Source organism: Nocardia concava NBRC 100430, from assembly GCF_000308815.1.
Classification (GTDB): Bacteria; Actinomycetota; Actinomycetes; order Mycobacteriales; family Mycobacteriaceae; genus Nocardia; species Nocardia concava.
Map to the genome: position 1 here is coordinate 1 of NZ_BAFX01000180.1, position 16,714 is coordinate 16,714.

Genomic DNA, 16,714 nt, shown 5'->3' on the forward strand with positions numbered 1-16,714 from the left:
ATAGTTGTCGGTGATGCTCCAGTAGTTGTAGCCGATGACGTTCATCCCGTCGGCCTTGGCGCGCTGCACCCAGTACACGGTGTCGCGCAGGTTGTCCTCGCGGGTCATGCCGTCGGTGGTGGGTGAGCCGTTGTCCAACGGCATGCCGTTCTCCACCACATAGAGCGGGCGGCCCGGGAACTTCCCCGCGTACCGCCGCAGCGCGTAGTAGATGCCGTCCGGCTCGAGGATGAGACTCGACGGCTGGTTGATCAGTTGCGCGATGAGATTCGGCGGCTTGCTCACCGATCCGCCGTAGTAGTAATCGATTCCGATGTAGTCGAGCTTGTCGGCGACGCGGTCGACGAACGACGCGTCGGCCTGGCCCGCGCCGATCGACGTGTACGCGAGATTGCTGGTCACCATCGCGCCGGGCTGGCGCGCATGGATATGGTCGTAGATGGCGCGATGCGCGGCGACCATCCGGTCGATCATGGGTACCACGTCCACCGCGCCCAGATCGCCGATCTGTTGCTCCTTCGCCGCATAGGCGAGCGGTTCGTTGAATGTGACCCACAGCGGATCCGCCGATGCGTACCGGTCCACGACCGCACGGGCATTGGTCAGCCAGTCCTCCACCATGCCCGGATTGCGCCATCCGCCCCGATCGACCGCCCATCCGGGGAACACCCAATGGTCGAGCGTGATCATCGGCCGCATCCCGGCCGCCCGGATCCGCCCGATCATCCCGTCGTAGAACGAGAAATCCCATTCGCCCGGATTCGGCTGCACCCGTGCCCATTCCACACTGACCCGGTACACGCCGACCCCCAGGTCGGCAGCATTGCGAATGTCCTCGTCGTAGCGGTGCAGGAAGTCGACGGAGTTGCCGTAGCCAGCCCCGGCGTACCGGCTCCAATTGCTGTCCGGCGCAAAGCCTTCGCTCTGGAACCCGGAACTGGATACGCCCCAGAGGAAATTGGAGCCCACGGGCGGCACCCCGGGGTCGGCGGCGCCCCGACCAGGCGCGACGACCACACCCCAGGCGGCCAGAACGATACAGACCATCGTGAACAACGCACGGCGCCCCATCGGATCGAGATTACCTGCCCGATAGCCGCTTTCGATCCGAACCGATCAGATCGAACTAACGCCCCTGGTCGTTGGTCCGCAGCAGGGTCTCGGTCACGACCTCCGGCGGCAAGGAGCCGTCAACGGGTCGGCGCGCTCGAGGATCACGCCACCCGGGCGGCGTTGACCACCGCCGGGCTGGTTCCCGCGTGACTACGGGCTGGGCTGGGGCACGTTGCACTCGTGGATCTTCGGATTCACTCCGGCGTAGTTGAGCGGTCCCGCCAGGATGGTGACGGCGATGGTGCCCGCGCTCGCACAGTTGGTGGGTGTGCTGTCATAGTAGTGCCGCTGTCCGGCCGCGACCGCCCCGACGATCAGCCAGATGACGACGAGAAGCATGAATCCCCCGGCGAATTGCGCCCGTGCCGGCCCCCGCTCCCATCGGTCCTCATAGATGCCCATTGTCCTGCCTCCATCGCTGGTTCCGGGCCAGGGTCCGCGCTTACCGGACCCGTGATCGCGATACCCGCGCCCCCGACCTGCAAACAGGGCTTCAGGCGCGGGGGCGGGGTGCGCGGCCGCGCGGCTGGATGATGTCCGGCACGGTGGGTGGCGCGGGGTTGGGCAGGGTCAGCGGGGTGTCGGTGAGTTTGTGGATGTCGCCGTGGTGGGCCAGCGGCAGGGGTGGGCCCGCGAGCAAGCGGTAGGTGGTGGTTCGGGCGGTGATGTCGACGGCGATTCGGCTGGCGCGCCATTGCAGTCGGAAGGCCAGGCGATCGAGGGGCTCGGGCAGGCGCGGCGCGAAGCAAGGGTGGTCGGTGTGATCGCGGAAGCCGCCGAAGCCGCCGACACAGCACAGCCAGGCGCCCGCGAGGGCGGCGACGTGCAGACCCGCGCCGACATTGTGGTGGAGGTCGTGCAGATCGGTGAGGGCCGCCTCGGCGAAGTAGTCGTAGGCCAGGGCGAGATGGCCGACCTCGGCGGCCAGGACCGACTGGACGCTGGCCGAGAGAGAGGAGTCGCGGACGGTCAGCGCCTCGTAGTAGGTGAAGGCGCGCAGCTTCTGCTCGGGCTCGAAGGCGCTGGGGCACAGGTACATTGCCAGCACCAGGTCGGCCTGTTTCACGACCTGCAGCCGGTAGAGGTCGAAGTACGGGTAGTTCAGCAGCAGCGGGTATTTCTCCGGCGGCGTGGCATCGAAATCCCAAGGGGCGTAACGGGTGAAGCCCTCGGACTGCTCGTAGACACCCAGTTCGCGATTGAAGGGCAGCAGCATGGCGTCGGCATAGTGCTGCCAGCGCGAGATCTACGTGGCGGGCACGCCCAGCCGCTCGGCCACATCGCCGCGGCGCAGGCAGCCCGCGGCCGCCTCGCGCAGGTTCCGTTGCGCGAGCAGATTGGTGTAGAGGTTGTTGTCGGCCAGGGCCGAGTACTCGTCGGGGCCGGTGACGCCGTCGATGCGGAAGCCGTCGGATTCCAGGTGGCCCAGGCTCGACCACAGGCGCGCGGTTTCGACGAGAAGTTCTATGCCACACTCGGTTTCGAACTCCTCGTCGCCGGTCGCGGCCAGATAGCGCGCGGTGGCGTCGGCGATGTCGGCGTTGACGTGCACGGCCGCGGTGGCGGTGGGCCAGTAGCCGGAGGCCTCCTCGCCGTTGATCGACCGCCACGGGAACATCACGCCCTGCTGACCGAGTTCGGTCGCGCGCCGCCGCGCCTGATCGAGGGTTGCGTGCCGCCAGCGCAGTGCGTCGCGGGCGGCGCCGGGCACGGTGTAGGTGAGGACCGGCAGCACATAGGTTTCGGTGTCCCAGAACGCGTGCCCGTCGTAGCCGGGTCCGGTCAGGCCCTTGGCGGGAATGGCGCGGGCCTCGCCGCGCGCGCCCGCCTGCAGGACGTGGAACAGGGCGAACCGGACCGCCTGCTGCAATTCGGGATCGCCGTCGAGTTCGATATCGGCCAGCGCCCAGAACTCGTCGAGATAGGCGCGCTGGCGCTCCAGCAGTCCCGCCCAGCCGATCTCCATGCCCGCCGCGAGCGCCGCCTCCACCTGCGCGCGCAGCGCCGGTGCGGAGCGGCGCGCGGACCAGCCGTAGGCGAGGAACTTGGTCAGGCACAGGCCCTCTCCGCGCGCCACATCGGCCGCGATGGTCACCCGGGCGAGATCGTCCTCGACGTGCACGGCGCGGCGGGGCGTGTTCCCGACCTCGAGTTCGTGGTTCATGCCCGCCGCCATCCGCAGCCCGGAGCGGCGGGTGTGGTGGACCAGGACGGCGGCGAGCTCGCCCGCGCCGTGGTGATCGGCGACCAGCGGCCGGTCCAGCGCGGCGGCCAGCCGCGGATCGCCGGGCGTGGCCGAAACGGGTTCGTTCGCCAGCAGATCCGACTGCACCACCAGTTCGAGATCGTCGTCGACGGGTTCGACCCGGTAGCGGATGGCGGCTACGGCCCGCTCGGTGAAGGACACCAGCCGCTCCGAGCGGATTCGAACCTTCTGACCGGTCGGCGAGGTCCACACCGTGTCCCGACGCAGCGTGCCGGAGCGGAAGTCCAGCACCCGCTGGTGGGATTCGGTGTGCCCGTAGCGCAGATCCATCGGCTCGTCCTCCACGAGCAATCGGATGATCTTGCCGTCGGTCACGTTCACCACGGTCTGGCCCTGCTCCGGATTGCCGAATCCGATTTCGGCATAGGGCAGTACGCGCGATTCGTAGAAGCCGTTGAGGTAGGTGCCCGGCATGCCGACGGGCTCGCCCTCCTCGAAGGTCCCGCGCAGCCCCAGGTGGCCGTTGGAGAGTGCGAAGATCGATTCTGTGCGGTGCAGCGCGTCGAGATCCAGTCCGCGCCAGCGTAATTCCCACGGTGCGATCTCGAATCCGGCATCGCTCATGCCGGCTCCGTCAGCTTCGCCAGATCCGAGACCACGACGTCCGCGCCCGCTTCCCGCAGGGCTGCGACATGTTGTGGCGAGCCGATGCGCTCGACGCCGATCACGAACCCGAACTCGCCCGCGTGCCCGGCCTCGACACCGGCCACCGCATCCTCGAAAACCGCTGCGTGCTCGGGCGATACGCCCAGTTCCTCGGCTGCGGCCAGGAATCCGTCCGGCGCGGGTTTACCGGCGAGCTCGCGTTCGGCGAAGGTGTTGCCGTCTATGCGGACCTCGATGAAGTCCGTCAGCTCGGCGGAGGCCAGGACCGCGGCGGCGTTGGCCGAGGAGGACACCACTGCGATCCGCAGTCCCGCGTCGCGCACCGCGGTCAGATAGTCGACCGATCCGGGGTAGACGTGCACGCCGTCCTGCTCGATCATCGACTTCAGCAGTCGATCCTTGCGTTCGCCGATGCCCTGTACCGTCCACTCGTCGGTGTTCTCTTCCGGCACAGTGATATTCCGGGACTTCAGGAATTCGCGCACGCCGTCGAGCCGGGGTCGCCCGTCCACGTGCCACTGGTAGTCCTGGGTGGAGAACGGCTCGTACTCCGGACCGCAGCGGGCCGCCAGGAATTCGTCGAACACTTGTTTCCAGGCCCGCTCGTGCAGTGCGGCCGTGCTGGTCAGCACCCCGTCGAGATCGAACAGCGCCGCCGAGATCGCCTTCGGCAACCCCAATGGCCCGACGTCCGCCACGTCGTCGCGTGTCATGTTCCCGGCCTACCCGCGCGATCGGTCGATCAAACCGTGCGGCCGGGGCGGCGTTTCGCCCTCGTCTGGACGGTTATGCCCGGGCTATGACTCCACTGTGGCTGACCGACCTCCCCCGCCCGGCCCGCTTGCGCGTCACGCCCGGACTCCGTTCCGACGTCGTCGTGCTCGGCGGCGGGCTCACCGGACTGACGACGGCATTGCTGCTGGCGCAGAACGGAATCGACGTCACGGTGGTGGAGGCGCGGCGGATCGGCGAGGGGACCACGGGGGCCAGTACCGCGAAGGTGAGTCTGCTGCAGGGTGTGCGCGGCCAGAGGATTCGGCGGCGGCACTCGGCGGATTCATTGCGCATGTACCTCGACGCGAATGCGGAGGGGCAGCGGTGGCTGCTGGACTATTGCGCGCACGCCGGTGTGCCCGTGCAGTACGCCGACGCTTATACCTACGCCCAGTCCGACCGGGAGGTCGAGCGGGTGCGGGCCGAGCACCGGGTGCTGGAGCAGGCCGGACTGCCCGTCGAACTGGTGGAGAGCCTCGAGGTGCCGTTCCCCGCGAAAACCGCGGTGCGGCTGGCCGATCAGGCGCAGCTGAATCCGATGGCGCTGCTGGCCGTGCTGGCCGCCGAGGTCGAGTCGCACGGGGTGCAGATCTTCGAATCCAGTCGCGCGCAGGGTGTCCGGTCCGGCAAGTCGGGCGGGTTCCTCATCGATACCGAGCACGGTCCGATCGAGGCCGGAACCGTCATCCTGGCCACCGGCACACCGATTCTCGACCGCGGCGGCTTCTTCGCCCGCCTGGTCCCCCAGCGTTCCTACCTGACCGCCTTCCGGCTCCCGGCCCCCGCGCCCACCGGCATGTACATCAGCGCGGGCGAACCCACGCGCTCCCTGCGCCAGGTCCCCGACCCCGACGGCGACATCCTCCTGGTCGGCGGCAACGGCCACACCGTGGGCCGCGACAGCGACACCGCCGCCCGCGTCGGCGATCTCGTCTCCTGGACCCAGCGCTACTTCGCCGTCGACGACCCGATGGCCACCTGGTCGGCCCAGGACTACTACCCCACCGGCGAACTCCCCCACGCCGGCCCGCTGCTCCCCGGCCAGGACGGCATCCTGATCGCCACCGGCTACGCGAAATGGGGCCTGACCAACGCGGTGGCCGCGGCCTTGGCCTTGGCGGGCCGCATCACCGGCAAACCCCCGCACTGGTCCGGCGCCCTCGCGAGCTGGCGCCCCACCGACGCGACCGGAATCCCCGCCGCCCTCACCGCGAACGGCAGTGTGGCCCTCCAGTTCTCGGCGGGCTGGCTACACGTCGCGCGCACCGGCGACGAGCCCGCCCCACCCGAAGGCTGCGGCCGAGTCAACCGCCGCCTGCTCTCCCCCACCGCCACCTCCACCGTCGACGGCGTCACCACCGCCGTCTCCGCCATCTGCCCCCACCTCTACGGCATAGTCCGCTGGAACACCGCCGACCAATCCTGGGACTGCCCCCTACACGGCTCCCGCTTCGCTCCCGACGGCACCCTCCTAGAGGGCCCCGCCACCAAACCCCTACGCCGCCTTCCGGATTGACCGCTATTGGCACTTCCCAGCGCCCGCGTCCCGCGCCCCGTCCACCGCGGCCTGCTGCTGCTCCGGAGTCAGCACAGGCCAATCGGCAGTCTTCGGAAAATTGCCAATCGCCTCCTCAACCGCCTGATCCACCGCACCCTGCCCCGACTCCTTCCGCAACTTGTCCACCCGAGGCAGCAAATCCTCACACGTCTTCCGCCGCATCTGCGCCGGCGAAATAGCCGACGGCGCCGAAACCTCCCGCGAACTCTGCGGCGGCACCAACTCCCCCGGCGAAGTCGGAACCCCCTTCACCACAGACGAATTCGACGCCGTAGTCGCCGGCACCCCAACCTGATGCCCACACCCCGCCACCATCACCCCCACCAACACCCCACCGACGACAACCGACTTCCGACCCCACAATGACATTCCCATGTCGACCGCCTACCCGACCATCCCCAAGGGAAACGCCCAGGCATCCGTGAACGGCTGCCGCTCGGCAAGCGGGTCCGCGCTCACGCCAATTTCACGATGATGGGCCTATCCCTACACAAATCGCTGTCGGACGGCAGTTTTCCGTCCATTAGGCCGCCATATTGCAGGTTTAGGCCCATGATCAACTCGAGCGGCTTCTCGCCGGGCCAGGTACGGCCATGCTGCGCGGCGCGCGGTTCGATGCGCGACAACACCATGAAATGCCGCGACCCGCGCCGTTCGAATCGGGGTGAGGCAGGCCATCCTGAGGTCCGCGATCTGCGGCCGGGAGAACTGCTGTCCCGCGTCTTGTCCGGTATGGATGACCCGCGCCGTTTCGGATTCCGTTGCGCGCGCTACTTGTTCGGATAGCAGGCAGTTGCGGCGGTGGCCTAGGGTTGCGCTGTGAAGAGCGACGAAATGGACGAATCCCTCACCTTCGCGACTGCGGAGGCGATCGATACTGCATGGGCTTCCTGGGGGCGTCTCGACACCGACGTGATCGCCCACCTGATCAACCCGGCTTTCCTGGGTGGCCCGGCTTGGCCGGCGCTGCGCCAGGCCTACACGATCACTCGTCGCGACAATGCTCTGCTGGTTGCCAGCAGCGGTCTCGCCGACCCCACAGCCTGGGATGACGCCGAACCGACCAACGGCTATGAACTCGAGGTGTACGGCATCTCGGCGGACGTACCCGCCGACGGCGATACAATCGCCGTCGCCACATCATGGCTGGGCGATTTGGTGCGATCGGTGTCGAATCAGGTGGCGCACTTCGGGTTCAGAGTTACCGGCATGCTCGACCGGTACGACCTGATCACGCTGGCCCTGCCCGACCTGGACCTCGTCGATGGTGCCGACGACTATTTGGACGACGAGATGGCCGTGGTGATGCTGGGGCTGACCGACACTGAACTACCCGCCACAGTTTCGGGCCCGCTGTCCTCGATCCGCCTGGTCAACGTGAAGCTCCTGACCGCTGCCGAGGGTCGTTTCTGCGTGAACAACTCTATCGGGGACGACAATGCCCGCCGCGAGCTTGCGCGTCGCTTTGCCGAGCAAGGCCACCCTCTATGGTCGAGCCTGAGCCGTCCTTCTGTCGTCTGAGGAAGAATCGAAGCAAGCAGGAATCAGCGGACGGGAAAGTCAACAAGCGCACCGTAGTTCGGTACCGAGTCCTACACAGGATCTCCGCATTGTGTGCGCGGCAGCATCACAACGGCGATCTAGCGTTGGCGCATGCGTGTGAAGATGATCCTGCCGGCCCTCACCGAGGCGACGAGTCCGTTGTTTCGGCCGATCAAATACTCGCTGTTCCCACCGCTCGGGCTGGCGACCCTGGCCGGTTATCTGCCCGCCGACGCCGAGATCAGCCTGCATGACGAGCATGTCGAGCGGCTTCGGACCGATGATGACCCGGTCCCGGACCTGGTGGTGATTCAGGTGTACATCACCTCGGCGCGCCGCTCCTACGAACTCGCCGACCACTACCGGGCGCGCGGCGCGTACGTGGTGCTGGGAGGCCTGCACGTCACCTCGCTGCCGGAGGAGGCGGCCCAGCACGCAGATACGATCTTCTGCGGCCCGGGTGAGGACACCTGGCCGGTATTCCTGGCCGACTGGCGCCGCGGTCGTGCCGAGAAACGTTACGACAGTACGGATCGGACACTCGCCGGGCTGCCTCCGGTGCGCCGGGACCTCATTGCTCGGCACCGGTATCTGGTCCCCAACTCGATCGTGGTGTCGCGAGGGTGTCCGCATCACTGCGACTTCTGTTACAAGGACGCCTTTTTCGAGGGTGGGAAGTCGTTCTACACCCAGACCGTGGACGCCGCACTCGCCGAGATCGACCGGCTGCCCGGTCGGCATCTGTATTTCCTGGACGATCACCTATTCGGCAATCGGCGATTTGCCTCGGAGTTGTTCGAAGGCATGCGGGGCATGGGCCGACTGTGGCAGGCCGCCGGCACCGTCGATTCCATCCTCGCCCCCGACCTGCTGGAACAGGCAGTGGAAGCCGGCCTGCGCAGCTTGTTCGTGGGCTTCGAGACGATCAATGACACCAACCTCGCGACCAGTCGCAAACGGCAGAACATCGGCCGGGACTACGGCGCGGTGGTCCGCCGACTGCACGATGTGGGAGTCATGGTCAATGCGAGCTTCGTGTTCGGGATGGACGACGACGGGCCTGACGTATTCGACAAGACCGTGGACTGGGCGATCCGCCAAGGAATCGAGACCGCGACCTTCCACATCATGACCCCCTACCCCGGCACCGCCTTGTTCGACCGGATCGCCGACCAAGGCCGGATCGTGCACCGCGACTGGGACCGCTACGACACTCGCCACGTCGTATTCGAACCTCGCAACCTCACTGCCGAACAGCTCGAGGCCGGTTACTGGCGGGCCTACCGGGATTTCTACAAATGGGGCTCCATTTGGCGTGGAACAGCCGGCCAACCAAGCATGCGAGGCCGATTGCGACATCTGGCCTACGCGGGCGGCTGGAAGAAGTTCGAACCCTTGTGGAACCTGGCGATTCGATCCCACCAGGTGCTACACGCCCTGCCGCTGCTCGAGTCGGTCCTGTCGGGCTTCGGGGAGCGGCCCGCTTTGTAGCCTCCTGTAAGGCCGCTCAGCGCGCGGATGGAAACGGACAGAACAAGCCCCGGGCAAGTGGATAGTGTTGTCCCCCATGGAATCCGAACGGGCTGAATATATCGCCAGGCTGCCTCGGAAGCGGATGGGGGCGGGAGCGCTGTTCGTCGATGCGCTGGGCCGGGTGTTGCTGGTTGAGCCTATGTACAAGGACTATTGGGAAGTGCCGGGCGGGGTTGTGGAGGCCGGTGAATCGCCGGGGACCGCCGTTGTCAGAGAGGTCCACGAAGAGCTGGGTCTGCGCGTGCCTCTCGGACGGCTGCTGGCGGTCGACTGGGTCCCGCCGGGTCTACATGCCGACGATGGCTTGATGCTGATCTTCGATGGCGGCGAGTTGGACACTTCCCAGACATCGGCGATCGTTCTTCAGACCGAGGAACTTCGCAACTGGGCGTGGTGTGATGAGGCCGAGGCCGCGACGCGGCTGCCGAGCGCGATGGCTCGACGGGTGGCGGCCGCGGCAGAAGCTCGGATCGAGGGCAGGACTGTCTATCTGGAAGACGGGCTCACGCGGACCTGATACCAACGCGATCGAACGCGCTGAAGTGCTGAATGCCGAGTGATTGGTCATACCTCGCACAAACACCTCGGAATCGGCAATTTTCGACGAATTCCCCTGGAAAGTGCGAGATCTGGCCAACTCTGAGCGCCGGCAATCGCGAGGCAGCCCAGGGATCATTGGCACTGCAGGCCTCATTGCCGAGTATCCAGAACTGTTGCCTGACAATGCATTACAACCCTTAGGCGGATGGGCATGCCAGGATGGGGCGCATGACTTCAGTTCCGGAAGGCGCCGCGCTTCCTGCCGACGCCGCACAGGCATACAACTACGACGGCATCGCGGAGGGGTATGCCGCGGAGAACGAGACCAGCTTGATGAACGCTTATTACGAGCGGCCAGCGATGCTGGAGCTGGCCGGAGACGTGAGCGGGCGGCGGATTCTCGACGCCGGATGCGGGTCCGGTGCTCTGTTCGCCGAACTGCGCGACCGGGGTGCCAAGGTGACCGGCATCGACGCGAGTGCCGGGATGCTGGAGTTGGCTCGACGCCGATTGGGCTCCGATGCGGACCTGCGTGTCGCCGACCTCTCGAACCCACTGTTGTTTCCCGACAACGCCTTCGACGATGTCATCGCGTCTCTGGTGCTGCACTACCTGAAGGACTGGGGCCCGACGCTGGCCGAGCTGCGGCGCGTCCTCGAGCCCGGTGGTCGTCTGCTCGTCTCGGTCGAGCATCCTTTCGCCATCTGGATCACCGAACGCTCGGCCGGGCAGAAGACCGACTACTTCCAGACCCGCGAACGGACCGAAGAGTGGACCTTAGGTGGGCAGTCCACCCGGTTGAGCTTCTGGGACCGGCCGCTGCACGCGATGACCGACGCCTTCACCAGGTCGGGATTTCGCATCGATGTCATCAGCGAACCGCCACCGGCGCCTGCGGCCCGCGATCTGTTCCCAGAGGTGTTCCAGGACGTCATCGGCGAAAGCTTCTTAGGCTTCCTGTTTTTCGTCCTCCAGAAAGACTGACGCATCGCGACCTCGCGCCATGACGGCCCGGCGTGAGATAGCCTGGGGAAGTCGAAAGGACCTGGGTTGGCATCGGTAAGCCCAACCCCCTCATTGTGAGGCTCCGTATCGCCACCACGGTGGCGAACCCGCGACAAGCAATCGGCGAGAACGCCGAGAGTTTGGCGCGGCTGTTTCTCCGGTCCGTCGATCTCTCGCTTGTCCTCGCCTCGAATCGATTCGAGGAGTAACAATGCCCATCATTCGCGTCGACGGAACCGTCACCCAGATCAATGTGTTCACCGTCGAACCCGATCAGCAGCAACCGTTGATCGAGCATCTCGCCCGGGCTGCCCGGGTCGCCGCCGAGGTGCCCGGCTGGCTGTCCGCCAGCCTGCACCGCAGCCTCGACGGCACCCGGGTAGTCAACTACGCCCAGAGCACCGACCTCGACGCCGCCCATCGTGTAATCGAACATCTCCTGGCGAAAGGAATGATCCAGGCCAACAAGGCATTCGGCCAGGCCAACCCGGGCCTGTACGAGGTCACCCTGACTCTGGATCGAGACACACTCCGGCGGTAACCCCCGACCTGTCGAGTGAACGGTCAGTTGGCGTTCACGGTGTTACCGACGATGACGTCTTCGACGGGCCGCGTCCCTTGGCAAGATTCCGAGGGTTCGGTGCCGTCGAAGATGGCGTCGAGGATCTCGGCACGGTCGAGAGTGGCGGGGAGACGATGGGATGCGCGGGCGCTGGTGATCACAGCGTGCAGGACGAGTGCGTAGATCCGGGAGCGGGAGACGGTCAACTGCCAGCCGCATCGTTCGCGCTCACGCAACCGGGTTTCGACGGTGTCGAGCACATCCTCGATCACCTGGATCTCCACCCGGTCGGAGTCATCGCAGAGCATGACGGCCACCGAGAAGCATTGCACCACAGCCGAATATGGCGAGCCGCAGGAGCACGGACAGAGCGGGCCACGCTTTCTCCCGTGCTCGGGTGGCGCGCGGATCGAGGACCATGCACCCGGCGGCGACCAGGGTGTTGCGTGCTCGCCCCCGAACCCGGCAAGTGTCCACCCCGCATTCGAGGTGCGACTGCATCGCGGTGTGGGCTTGTGCGACAGTCAGTTTGCCGGGGTCGGTGTGGCACGGCCCCAACCCGCACACCGGATACCCGACGGTGGTGAAGTGATCCGCCACGGGCTCGGCGTCAGCGGTCTGCTGCTTCTCTCGCTCGATGCGGTCGATGATCGACTGCACCGACCACGGGCTGCTGTTACGCATTGTGGCTGGCTCCCTTCGGTATCCGGCCGTGCGGTTCGGGATCCGTGACGTAGGACCGGGTGCATTCCCAGCACACCCTGAATCTGACAACAGAGCATCAGAAAATGGATAATCCGTGGGAATTGATCCGAAACCCCAGCGGCGCGTTCGCGAATAGAGGGACAATCATCCGCAACGGGCCAGCCTGCCATCCACAAATCGCGGTTACGTCGTCCATCAGGGGGTCGTCATGGCGGAAGTCGGTTCTACAGTCCCGCGTCGGCAGCTCGGCCGCTACCTGCGCGAACTGCGTCAGCAATCCGGTATGACCATCGCCGAGGTCGCGCGGCGGATCGAACGAGGAGCCACGACGCTACAGCGGCTCGAGACCGGCCAGGCCGACCGAATCCGGCTGTGGGACATCGAAGCCCTCTGCCAGGTACTCGGCGCCAGCGACACCGAGACGGCTGCACTCAAAGGGCTTGCACAGCAAGGCAATACCAAGAGTTGGTGGCACGAGTACGGGGACCTTATCCCCGCCAACTTCGATGTCTACATGGGCCTCGAGGCGGCAGCCGAGTCGTTGACGTCGTTCCAGGAGTTGGTGCCCGGCTTGGCGCAGACTCCCGAATATGCACGTGCGCTCATTCGGTCGGGCAAACCCGGCGAGGCCGACAGTGAGATCAGCCGCCGCGTCGAGATGCGCATGCATCGCCAGGTACTGGTCACGCGCCGGGCGCAGCCCACGAGACTGGATGTGATCCTGGATGAGTCAGTGCTGCACCGGATGATCGGCAACCCGAAAATCATGTCCGCGCAACTGCGCCACCTGGCGGAACTGAGTACCAAGCCGAACATCACCATCCACGTCCTGCCCTTTTCGGCAGGGAATCCGCTTGGTGATCTGACCGGACCGTTCACCATCTTGGATTTCGGGGCCGACAGCAGCCAGTCCGGCGAGCCGTCAGTGGTCTACGTCGAAAGCTATACCGGCGCGATGTACTTCGACGACCGCGACTGCGTTGATCGTTATCGGGCAGCTCACGAGGCCATGCGGCGGGTAGCGTTGGACGAGCGGCAGAGCCGGGATCTGCTGCGGCACATGAGCAAGGGAGCATGACAATGACCGTTGACCTATCCAAGGCCCGGTGGTTCAAGAGCAGCCGCAGCGGTGCCAGTCAGGACTGCGTCGAAATCGCGCATCTGGACGCGGGCATGGTCGGCGTACGCGACTCCAAGAACCCCACCGGGCCTGCCCTGGTCTTCGCCCCCAGCGAATGGGACGCCTTCACCACGAGCGTGGCGAGCGGAGAATTCGACCGTCCGGCCTAACCCAGATGGTGGATTCGTCGTAGTTGGCTTGGCCGATTTGTCGCTAGCCCCGAAGCTTCTCAGCGACCTGTGTGCCACCGCTGCTCGATTGCTCGACGAGCCATCGTCCAGGCCGCTTCGAATTCCTCGGCCGACATTTGGTCGAGGCCACTGACTTCGACGTCCCAACCGTCGGCGCAACCCTCCGCGAGCACGCCGTACTTACGTTCGTACGCCTGAACTTCAGCGATTCCCCCGTGGTCGCGTGCGTACATCACCTCTGCAAGCGACGCGGCCGTGACGGGCACACCGTCAGCACCTCGAAGATCGACCTGCCTGTTCGGCCAGCCATCGTCATCGAGTTCGATCAAGAGCCAGATCCCCTCATCCGCGTAGTAGTCGCGAATCCATCTCATACGGACCAGTATCACTGGCTCGGGGCCATCAGCACCGACATGCCGCTGATCGCTCGGGTCGGGACGGCCGCACGCCCACGGCAGCCGACGCCGTACACCAGCGGATCGGGCCTGAATTGTCAGGGGGTGCCGGTACCGTCTGCGATGCAGGCGGTTTCGGACATACGCAGGGACTCGTGACATCCGAGGGGGAGCCAATGGACGAAGTAGATCCGTTCTCACAGCTCGATCCCGGCAAACAACAACGTCTGTTCGAACTAGGTGCAGCCCAGATGAGAGGCGAAACCCCCGAGACCGGGTGGACGATGTATGGCCAGTTCGAGACACCCTTCGGGATCCGCCGATACTCCAATGTCCGTACCCTCGGCAACGGTCGCGTGCAGGCACGCGAGTACCGCGTGAACCTGAACGATCCGCAAACGATTCTCGATCTCGAGATGGACCGCTATCTGCTCGAAAACGACATCGTTGACGAAATCCAATGGATCACCCCCGAGTGACAGAGAGTCTGCACAGGCGACCCGGACGTACGAGCCAGCGCACTCGATTGCCGCGGAACTCGCTGACCGAACCAGCAGCGCGTCCCAGCGGAAGATCAAGTCGCCATGCCTGTCTGACGTCGGCCCGAACGCACGCTCCTGCCAATTACACAGCGTTATCGAAGCCCCCAGGTCGATCTAATCAGTCAGGGATGGCACCGCTACTCATTGTGCGTGCGGGTCAGAGCGTGGCCCCATAATGCTCTGCTGCGTCGCCTGTTGGCTGACGTCGGTGTTGCCGGGGCGCGGTCCCGCGCTGGAGGCGGTATAGGCGGCCCATAGCTCGTGGGCGGGTTCGCCGAGGACGATGTCGCTGATGATCAGCTCGATCACCATGCGGTCATGCTCGTCGGTCCTGCGCCGGTACCTCTGGGGATCCGTCTCAACGGCAGCCGACGTGATTTTTCGGCCGCCGCCGGCCAACGGGGAGAACGACACCTCGTATATCCCGTGACCGGTCCAACTGCGGTGCAAGAAGACAATGTCGCCTTCGGCGAGAATGTTCCATCTCTCGTCCATGCTCCGCGACCGGTAGCCCATCCGGATGCGGTCCCACTCACTCAGAGTCCAGACACGATCGGGCAGCTGTGAAAGTGGATGGGGCATGACGATCGGATGCAGTTCGCGGAAGGAGTTTCTGGCCAGAGGTGCGTCACGGTCCATGGCCTGATCGTAAGACCGCGGAGAGCCGAAGCAGGGTTGTCCACGGTCACTCCAACGTCTACTCAGCAGCCGTGATCGAGATCGACTGCAGCACAAGACCGATCGTTCTCGCAGTCCGCATAGTAGATCGATCGAGCCGGGTCGGCTTCTGCCAGCCGAATGTTCCTCCCCTGGAACCAAGTTCCATAGCCCAAAACGGGGGAACTTAGCGCGCTCCGTTGAGTGAGAAGGCCGCGTCGAATGTCCATCGCCATCTGCTACTGCCCCTTACATGCTCCTTCGGAGCGCCCTGCACGCGGCTAGCCGAACGCGCCATCATGCCGAATGCCGAGTGATTGGTCATACCTCGCACAAACACCTCGGAATCGGCAATTTTCGACCAATTTCCCTGGAAAGTGCGAGATCTGGCCAAGTCTGAGCGCCGACTGACCCTATCGTGTCAACGTCCCATCCTGCCGCTTACAAATCAGTTCGGACGGGCCATTCGAAGATCAACCGGCCGAACCGATCTGTGGCGAGCGGGACGTCCGCAACTGGAGTCGCTACTAGAGGTTCGGTGGGAAGAAAAGGTCCGCGTCGTCGAACAATCCGATCTGCCCTTCGGCATCCAAAGTGACCGGCTTGAGGTCGCCACCCGAAGTCACCAGCCATGCCACGACCGGCTCAATGGTCGAGTCCGGGTCGCCCTGTCGATGCCCTCGCTGACAGGCGCTCCATCCTCCACCCGGGAGTGCGGTGACCACCTGCCTTGCCTTTTCAAGGTGTGAGAAGTCCGCGTAGTCCGTAACCGGTCGCCGCATTCCCCTCTCTGGGTCGACTATCAACGCGACTCCCGCAGGGTCCCAACCGTCGACGGTGCGCGTGCGACCGATCTGGGTGTCGGTACCCGTGAAGATGGCGACCCAGCCGGTGGGTGTGAAGTCGCGAGAAAACTGCATACACCACATCATGACTGGCACCTCCGCTCATTCCGAAACGCGCTTGCGCAACATCCGCTATTGCCGCGGATCGCGCTGACGGAACCGGCCTGCGACGCCTTGGCTAGGCTGCGGGGGTGTGGCCTTTCACTGACGAAGAATCGTTCTGGGCCTGGGCGGTTGACCCTGATGCAGTGTTGATGGAGCAGGATGAAGACGTGCTGCTCCACGACCCCGTAGGGCTGCCGCTCCTGTTGGACGCTGCCGGAGACGCCGACTGTCCCAAACAGAGATACTGCGCCACGGTCCTGCACGACTACTCACGTCGAATCGTGGGATGGAAAGTCTCGCAAGAGTATTCAGCATTGAAGGCTGTCGCTTCCCAGGCTTCGAGCAGTCGTGATCCATGGGTGCGATGGTGGTCGGTGTATGTGAGCCGGTTGTTCTCATACGTCACCGATGTTCGGCAAGTGAACCGAGCCGAAGCAGAGCAGATGGCGATCGATCTGCTCACCGGTCCCGCCGAGAATCTGACGATACAGATCGCGCCCGGCGAAAAGCACTGGCAATGCTCTGAATCCGGCAGCTACCCGAGGTACCTGTACATCAACCGACGTACCGGTGAGTACCGGATGACATGCCCGCACCCGCTATCCAGGGAAGAACTCAGAGGACCGCATCGGCAATCCTGAGTACAAGGTGCGAT

At 65.2% G+C, this 16,714-nt stretch carries 18 protein-coding genes and 1 pseudogene; 10 read left to right on the forward strand and 9 right to left on the reverse strand.

Annotated elements, in window-relative coordinates:
* From ON43_RS35845 to ON43_RS35860, 4 genes and pseudogenes are all read right to left on the reverse strand, one after another.
* Positions 1–1,047, reverse strand: a 1,047-nt coding sequence (locus tag ON43_RS35845) for a family 1 glycosylhydrolase (RefSeq protein ID WP_040814873.1), incomplete at its 3' end; no start/stop codon positions are given.
* A 216-nt stretch (positions 1,048–1,263) separates the two neighbouring features.
* Entirely contained in the window at positions 1,264–1,452 is a 189-nt protein-coding gene (locus ON43_RS35850) for a hypothetical protein (RefSeq protein ID WP_040814875.1), read from the reverse strand.
* A 154-nt stretch (positions 1,453–1,606) separates the two neighbouring features.
* Positions 1,607–3,943, reverse strand: a pseudogene (locus ON43_RS35855) (glycoside hydrolase family 65 protein).
* On the reverse strand, positions 3,940–4,698 hold the full coding sequence (locus tag ON43_RS35860) for a beta-phosphoglucomutase family hydrolase (RefSeq protein ID WP_174416529.1): 759 nt from the start codon (positions 4,696–4,698) through the stop codon (positions 3,940–3,942). The pseudogene ON43_RS35855 and the gene ON43_RS35860 overlap by 4 nt, the downstream one beginning before the upstream one ends.
* Positions 4,699–4,784: 86 nt before the next feature.
* Here ON43_RS35860 and ON43_RS35865 point away from each other — a divergent pair, with 86 nt between their 5' ends.
* From ON43_RS35865 to ON43_RS35895, 6 genes are all read left to right on the forward strand, one after another.
* Complete coding sequence (locus ON43_RS35865) at positions 4,785–6,275, forward strand: FAD-dependent oxidoreductase (RefSeq protein ID WP_040814848.1); 1,491 nt, start codon at positions 4,785–4,787, stop codon at positions 6,273–6,275.
* Positions 6,276–7,136: 861 nt separating this feature from the next.
* On the forward strand, positions 7,137–7,838 hold the full coding sequence (locus tag ON43_RS35875) for a hypothetical protein (protein ID WP_157514303.1): 702 nt from the start codon (positions 7,137–7,139) through the stop codon (positions 7,836–7,838).
* Between the two features lie 132 nt (positions 7,839–7,970).
* Complete coding sequence (locus ON43_RS35880; RefSeq protein WP_040814853.1) at positions 7,971–9,350, forward strand: B12-binding domain-containing radical SAM protein; 1,380 nt, start codon at positions 7,971–7,973, stop codon at positions 9,348–9,350.
* A 76-nt stretch (positions 9,351–9,426) separates the two neighbouring features.
* Positions 9,427–9,909, forward strand: coding sequence for an NUDIX domain-containing protein (locus ON43_RS35885; RefSeq protein WP_218003456.1), 483 nt, complete (start codon positions 9,427–9,429; stop codon positions 9,907–9,909).
* A gap of 251 nt (positions 9,910–10,160) precedes the next feature.
* Complete coding sequence (locus ON43_RS35890) at positions 10,161–10,916, forward strand: class I SAM-dependent methyltransferase (RefSeq protein ID WP_051179687.1); 756 nt, start codon at positions 10,161–10,163, stop codon at positions 10,914–10,916.
* A gap of 232 nt (positions 10,917–11,148) precedes the next feature.
* Positions 11,149–11,478: an antibiotic biosynthesis monooxygenase gene (locus ON43_RS35895; protein ID WP_040814858.1), complete on the forward strand. Its 330-nt coding sequence runs from the start codon at positions 11,149–11,151 to the stop codon at positions 11,476–11,478.
* A 23-nt stretch (positions 11,479–11,501) separates the two neighbouring features.
* Here the strand turns inward: ON43_RS35895 and ON43_RS35900 are convergent, their stop codons facing one another.
* Both ON43_RS35900 and ON43_RS35905 read right to left on the reverse strand, forming a co-directional pair.
* Positions 11,502–11,816: a hypothetical protein gene (locus ON43_RS35900; RefSeq protein ID WP_040814860.1), complete on the reverse strand. Its 315-nt coding sequence runs from the start codon at positions 11,814–11,816 to the stop codon at positions 11,502–11,504.
* Complete coding sequence (locus ON43_RS35905; RefSeq protein ID WP_040814862.1) at positions 11,794–12,183, reverse strand: hypothetical protein; 390 nt, start codon at positions 12,181–12,183, stop codon at positions 11,794–11,796. The genes ON43_RS35900 and ON43_RS35905 overlap by 23 nt, the downstream gene beginning before the upstream one ends.
* Positions 12,184–12,412: 229 nt before the next feature.
* On the opposite strand from ON43_RS35905, the gene ON43_RS35910 reads away from it, so the two are divergent.
* Positions 12,413–13,282: a helix-turn-helix domain-containing protein gene (locus ON43_RS35910; protein WP_040814864.1), complete on the forward strand. Its 870-nt coding sequence runs from the start codon at positions 12,413–12,415 to the stop codon at positions 13,280–13,282.
* A gap of 2 nt (positions 13,283–13,284) precedes the next feature.
* Positions 13,285–13,494: a DUF397 domain-containing protein gene (locus ON43_RS35915; protein WP_040814866.1), complete on the forward strand. Its 210-nt coding sequence runs from the start codon at positions 13,285–13,287 to the stop codon at positions 13,492–13,494.
* 59 nt (positions 13,495–13,553) lie between these two features.
* Here the strand turns inward: ON43_RS35915 and ON43_RS35920 are convergent, their stop codons facing one another.
* Complete coding sequence (locus ON43_RS35920; RefSeq protein WP_040814868.1) at positions 13,554–13,889, reverse strand: hypothetical protein; 336 nt, start codon at positions 13,887–13,889, stop codon at positions 13,554–13,556.
* 197 nt (positions 13,890–14,086) lie between these two features.
* Between ON43_RS35920 and ON43_RS35925 the strand changes: the two genes are divergently transcribed.
* Complete coding sequence (locus ON43_RS35925; protein WP_157514304.1) at positions 14,087–14,389, forward strand: hypothetical protein; 303 nt, start codon at positions 14,087–14,089, stop codon at positions 14,387–14,389.
* A gap of 204 nt (positions 14,390–14,593) precedes the next feature.
* Here the strand turns inward: ON43_RS35925 and ON43_RS35930 are convergent, their stop codons facing one another.
* Positions 14,594–15,091, reverse strand: coding sequence for a hypothetical protein (locus ON43_RS35930; RefSeq protein ID WP_040814872.1), 498 nt, complete (start codon positions 15,089–15,091; stop codon positions 14,594–14,596).
* A gap of 545 nt (positions 15,092–15,636) precedes the next feature.
* Entirely contained in the window at positions 15,637–16,029 is a 393-nt protein-coding gene (locus ON43_RS35935; RefSeq protein ID WP_040814881.1) for a hypothetical protein, read from the reverse strand.
* Between the two features lie 116 nt (positions 16,030–16,145).
* On the opposite strand from ON43_RS35935, the gene ON43_RS45190 reads away from it, so the two are divergent.
* Entirely contained in the window at positions 16,146–16,700 is a 555-nt protein-coding gene (locus ON43_RS45190; RefSeq protein WP_157514305.1) for a hypothetical protein, read from the forward strand.
* Positions 16,701–16,714 lie beyond the last annotated feature (14 nt).